At 72.2% G+C, this 5450-nt stretch carries 3 protein-coding genes; 2 read left to right on the plus strand and 1 reads right to left on the minus strand.

The genetic code is table 11. The annotated features are described in order from the left end of the window. Window positions 1–53: 53 nt before the first annotated feature. Window positions 54–1103 carry a fatty acid desaturase family protein gene (locus ACTHMS_RS02970; RefSeq protein ID WP_440305186.1) on the minus strand — a complete coding sequence of 350 codons (1050 nt, stop codon included), beginning with the start codon at window positions 1101–1103 and terminating at the stop codon, window positions 54–56. A 355-nt stretch (window positions 1104–1458) separates the two neighbouring features. On the opposite strand from ACTHMS_RS02970, the gene ACTHMS_RS02975 reads away from it, so the two are divergent. After that, window positions 1459–4281 carry a PAS domain S-box protein gene (locus ACTHMS_RS02975; RefSeq protein ID WP_440305187.1) on the plus strand — a complete coding sequence of 941 codons (2823 nt, stop codon included), beginning with the start codon at window positions 1459–1461 and terminating at the stop codon, window positions 4279–4281. Between the two features lie 53 nt (window positions 4282–4334). Beyond that, window positions 4335–5450 (plus strand): HD domain-containing phosphohydrolase (locus ACTHMS_RS02980; RefSeq protein ID WP_440305188.1); only part of this gene is annotated, 1116 nt, incomplete at its 3' end.

The raw sequence follows: 5450 nt of genomic DNA on the forward strand, positions 1-5450 counted from the left end.
CGACCCCCGACGGACCGGCGGCGCCACGGGTGCGGCACGGCCGGGCAGCCCCATCAGCTGCGCGGCGCGTCCCGCCGGACCACGCTTCGCACCAGGCCGGCGTGGTACGCCGTGTACGACCTGGCCCGGTACGGCACCCGGTCGCCGAGTGCCTCGTCGACCATCGGCAGGTACCGGTAGTGCACGGTCGGCACCAGGTGGTGCGCCGTGTGGCGGTTGCTGTTCCACACGACGAACGCGAGCAGCCGGTTCGTCGCGACCGTGCGGGTGACCTCGATCTGCGTCCCCGAGCGGTCGGTGCCGTAGTGCTCGGGCAGGCCGAAGATCAGACTGACGACACACCAGTAGAGCGCCAACGGGATCACCCAACAGGACAGCAGGGCCTGCCCCTTGAACACCGCTGCGACCACGATGCCCGCCGTGAAGCAGACCATCCAGACGGCGTCGCGGCGCACCAGGCCGCGCACGCCGGCGCGATCGGCGTAGCCGGGCGGGCGGCCGACGAGTGCGCGGAGGCTGTCCCAGGTGAACTGCCCGAACATCAGCAGCCCCGTCGCAGGGAAGGCGACGACGTAGAGCAGCAGGTTGGTGATCTCGCCGGTGGGCTCGGGGTCGTCCGGGGTCGCGGTCGCCCGGTGGTGCTCGAGGTGCCAGCAGCGCCAGAGGTTCGCGTTGATGCCCAACGGCACCGCCCAGAGGAAGGTGGCCACGCGGTTCGCGCGCCGACCGGCGAACAGCGTGCCGTGCGCGGCGTCGTGCATCGCCGAGTACGCCCCGTGCAGCAGGAATGCCTGCGCGACCCAGACCGGCACCCACAGCCACAGCGAGTCGACGAGCTCGCCGGCCACGGTCAGGGTCACCCAGGCGAGCACCAGCACGGCGCAGTGCACGGCGGCCCGCGCCGAGTCGGCCCGGGTCATCCGCTGGGCCCGGACGAGTGCGCGGATGTCGGGCGGGACGAGCGAGCGCCGCACCGCACGCCGGTCAGAGCCGGTGCGGCCGGTGTCGTGCAGCGCGACACCGTCGGACGGCCCACGCCCCGGCGTGACCCCGAGCACCTCGTCGAGCACTGACGTGTCGCCACTCGCGGACGGACGGATCATCGCGGCCCCCAGCACCCGGCCGCGCGGCACCCCTCCGGCGGTCCCGGGGGCAGTATCACCCTGTCCCTCGGGTCCAGAAGGTCCCGATGCGCCGACCACCCGACCCGAACCCGACAGAACCTTCCGTCGGGGGAGCCGGGACGCGAGAGGCAGGAATCGGCTGCGCGGATCAGCAAGCGCGCCGGGCGCGCATCCACCGCGTCCACCGGTCGGCGCGACCGCTCCGGACCGTCCGACGTCTCCTGGATGGTCCCCCCGCACCAACGGAGTCGTGCGCAGGTTCGGGCCGAAGGACCCGATGCCGAGATGCTTGCGGGTGAAACCGTTGTGAGGTCATGTCCACGAGGAGGCGACGATGCCCTCGCTCGACCCGAGTGGTCAGCGCTCGACCGTCATGACGGCCGGGCCGGGGGACGAGGGTGCCTTCCGCATCGCCTTCGAAGCCAGCCCGGTCGGCATGGCGGTGCTCGACGACGGCGGCCGCTGCCTCCAGGTCAACCAGGCGCTCGCCTCGCTGCTCGGTGCCGACCGCTCCAGCTTGCTCGGCCGGTCGCTCTACGACTTCACCCACCCGGACGACGTGGCGCTGACGATGGATCAGGTTGCCACCGCGCGTGAGGGCTCGGGCGCGCAGTCCTTCGAGAAGCGGTACGTGCGTGTCGACGGCGCCGCCGTCTGGTGCGCCGTCCGGTTGTCGTCGGTGCGTGCGGTCGACGGCCGACGTGTGCACTTGGCGCACATCCGCGACGTGTCGATCGAGCACGAGCTCCGCCAACGCGAGCTCCGCGAGCGGGCACTGCTGGATCTGCTCGTCGCGCTGCAGCGCGACGTGGCCGCCGTCGCGCACGACCGCGCAGCGGTGTTGACCCTCGTGGCCGAGCGGTGTCTCGAGATGATCGTCGGCACCGAGGGCACGGCGATCGAGCTGGCCGAGCAGGCCCATGAGTCGGATCGTCTGGTGTACGCGGCGGCGGCCGGGCACCTGGCGTCCTGCCTCGGCATCACCGTCGACGCGCGGGCCTCGCTGTCCGGCCTTGCCGCCCGCACCGGCGAGACCCTCGTCTGCCGCGACAGCGAGACCGACGACCGGGTTGACCGCGACGCCTGCCGCCGCACGCGCGTGCGGTCCATGGTCGTCGCCCCGATCGTGAGCGATGGCGAGCGGATCGGTGCCCTCAAGATCGCCAGCTCGCGTCCGGACGCGTTCGCGGGCGACGCCGGCCACCTGCTGACCCTCATCGCCCAGAATCTCGGGGCGGCGCTGCGGCAGGCCGCCGACACCGAGCACATCCAACGGTTGTTGCAGACGGCCCGTGACGCAGCGGCGGCTGCCCGGCGCAGCGAGAAGCGCTTCCGCACGGCCTTCCTCGGCAGCCCGCTCGGCATGATCGTGCAGGAGCTCGGCGACAACGGGACACGGCAGGTGAATGCGGCCGCCGCGACGATGCTCGGCTACACCTCGGAGGACGCCGACGACATGCCGCACGGCGGGACGATCGAGCCCGCCGACCGCGAGCGCTTCGACGAGATCGTGCGCGAGATGGCGGCCGGGCAACGGACGCAGGCCGAACTCGACGTGCGCAGCCGGCACCGCGACGGCCATCTCGTCGACCTCCACCTCTATGCGGCCGTGGTCGCCACCGACGACGGCAACCGCACGGTGATCTGGCAGATCCAGGACAGCACGGCGCAGCGGGAGTCGACGCGCGTACTCACCGAGCGGGCCCGCCTGCTCGAACTGGCCAATGACGCCATCGTCGTGCACGGCATGGACGGCACGATCCGCTACTGGAACCCGGCGGCCGAGCGAATCTACGGCTGGTCGCGCGAGGCCGCCGTCGGGCTGGACATCGACAGCCTGCTGCGCACCCGCTGGGCGCCCGGAGTCGATCGCGCGGCGGTGCGCGCCGCCCTCGAACAGACCGGCACCTGGGAGGGCGAGGTGCACCACATCGCGATGTCCGGCGCGCCGCTGACCGTCCTGGCCCGCAAGGCCTTGCAACGCGACGAGCGGGGCGAGCCGGTCGCGATCCTGACGATCAACACCGACATCACCGAGCGCCGAGCCGCCGAGGCGCGGCTCGCGGCGAGCGAGGCACTGTTCCGATCGCAGTTCGAGCACAGCGCGGTCGGCCAGATGATCCGTACCGCCGACGGCGTCGTGGAGTCGGCGAACCCCGCGTTCGCCGCCATGCTCGGCTTCGAGTCGCCCGATGACCTCGTCGGCCGGCACATGAGCCAGCTCGTGTCCGACACCACCGCGACGCAGCGGGGTCCCGAGTGGGCCGAGCTCTACGTCGGCAAGCGTGACAGCATCCGCAGCGAGATCGTCCTCCGGCGGTCGGGTGGCACCGAGGTGGCCCTGGCCTACACGACCTCGATCCTGCGCGGCGTCGACGGGCAACCCGACCGCTTCGTCTCGATCGTCCAGGACGTCACCGAACAGCGGTCCGCCGAGCGTGCGCGTGACGATGCGATCGCGACCCTCGAGCAGCGCAATGCCGAGCTGCAGCGGGCCAACGCCCTGAAGACCGATCTCATCGGCATGCTCGGGCACGAGATGAACAACCCGCTCACCGTGGTCGGTGCCATGACCGAACTCGCGGCCGACGCGTGGGGCGCCGACTGCACCGACGAGCAACGCACCCACCTCGAGGACGTCGAGCGGAACGTGCAGCGTCTGCAACGGACGGTGCGTGAGGTGCTCGACCAGGTGACGCTCGAGGCGGGGCACCTGATCGCACGGCCGCAGCTGGTCGAGCTCGCGCCGGCCCTCCGGTCCGTGACGACGGCGGTCGTCTCGGAGGTCGTCGTCGACTGCCCCGACGACGTGGTCGCCCTCGTGCAGCCCGAGCATCTCGAGCACATCGTCGCCAACCTGCTCAGCAACGCGGACAAGTACGGCGGCGGCGCCGAGCGCATCCAGGTCACGGCGGACGGCGGGACGGTGACCATCGACGTGATCGACCACGGCCCCGGCGTGCCCGAGTCGTTCGTCGACCGGCTCTTTACCCGGTTCAGCCGCGACGAGGCCACGGGCGCGTGGGTGGTGGGCCACGGGTTGGGGCTCTACATCGTGCGTGAACTGGCGCGGGCCAACGGTGGCGACGTCACGTACCTGCCGACGCCCGGCGGCGGCGCCACCTTCCGGATCAGCCTGACGGCCGCGCCCGGCTGAGCCGTCCCCGGCCGACCCGCACGGGGGCCGATCACGACGTAGGCTCCGCAGTCATGACCAGCCGCGGGGCACCGGCCGTGCGCCTGGCCGAACTGGTCTGCGCGTTGTCGCTCGCCACCGACCTCGGCCTCGGGCAGCCCCAGGAGCACGTCCTGCGACAGACGGTGATCGCCACCAGGCTCGCCGCGCTCGCCGGCCTCGACGAGGACCAGCAGGCGTCGACCTTCTACGTCTCGTTGCTCGCCTGGGTGGGCTGCGTCGCCGACTCGCACGAGCTCGCGCGGTGGTTCGGCGACGACGTGCGGCTGCGCGCCGACAGCTACCAGGTCGACCGGGCGGGCGTGGCGATGGTCGGCTTCCTCGTCGGCCACCTGTCGTCCAGCGGCGGGTCGCTGCGCCGGCTCGCGACCGCGGGCCGGTTCTTCACCAGCGGCGTCAAGGACGTCATGGGCTCGTTCGTGGCGCACTGCCAGACCACCGGCGACATCGCCGAGCGCCTCGGCATGCCCGACGCCGTGCACCGCGCGCTCGCGCAGGCCTTCGCCCGATGGGACGGCAAGGGGACACCGTCGACGCTCGCCGGTGACGCCATCGACCCGGTGATGCGGGTGGTGCAGATCGCCGACGACGCCGAGGTGTTCCACCGGCTCGGCGGAGTCGGGTCCGCGCTCGAGATGCTGCGGCACCGCAGCGGGAAGGAGTTCGACCCCGGACTCGTGCAGCGCTGCGTCGAACGACCCGACGCGATCTTCGGTGGTGTCGACGAGGTCGACGCCTGGGACACCGTGATCGCCGGGTGCCGCGCACTGGACCGACCGCTCGACGAGGCGTCACTGCTCGACGTGCTCGCCGTCTTCGGCGACTACGCCGACCTCAAGTGCCCCTGGTTCCTCGGACACTCGCGGGCCGTCGCCGACCTCGCCGCCGCGGCGGCCGGGCACGCCGGGCTCACCGCGGAGGAGGTCGAGCTGACGCGGGCCGCGGCCCTCGTCGCCCGGCTCGGTGCGATCGGCGTCTCGGCCGGTGTGTGGGAGAAGCCCGGGCCGCTCACCGCGTTCGAGTGGGAGCGCGTGCGCACGGTCCCGTTCCTGACACAACGGGTGTTGAGTCGTCAGCCACGGCTGGCGCAGGTCGGTGCGGTCGCAGCGATGGTGTACGAGCGGTTGGAC

It is taken from the genome of Jatrophihabitans sp. (genome assembly GCF_051960575.1).
GTDB lineage: Bacteria > Actinomycetota > Actinomycetes > Mycobacteriales > Jatrophihabitantaceae > JBQCEE01.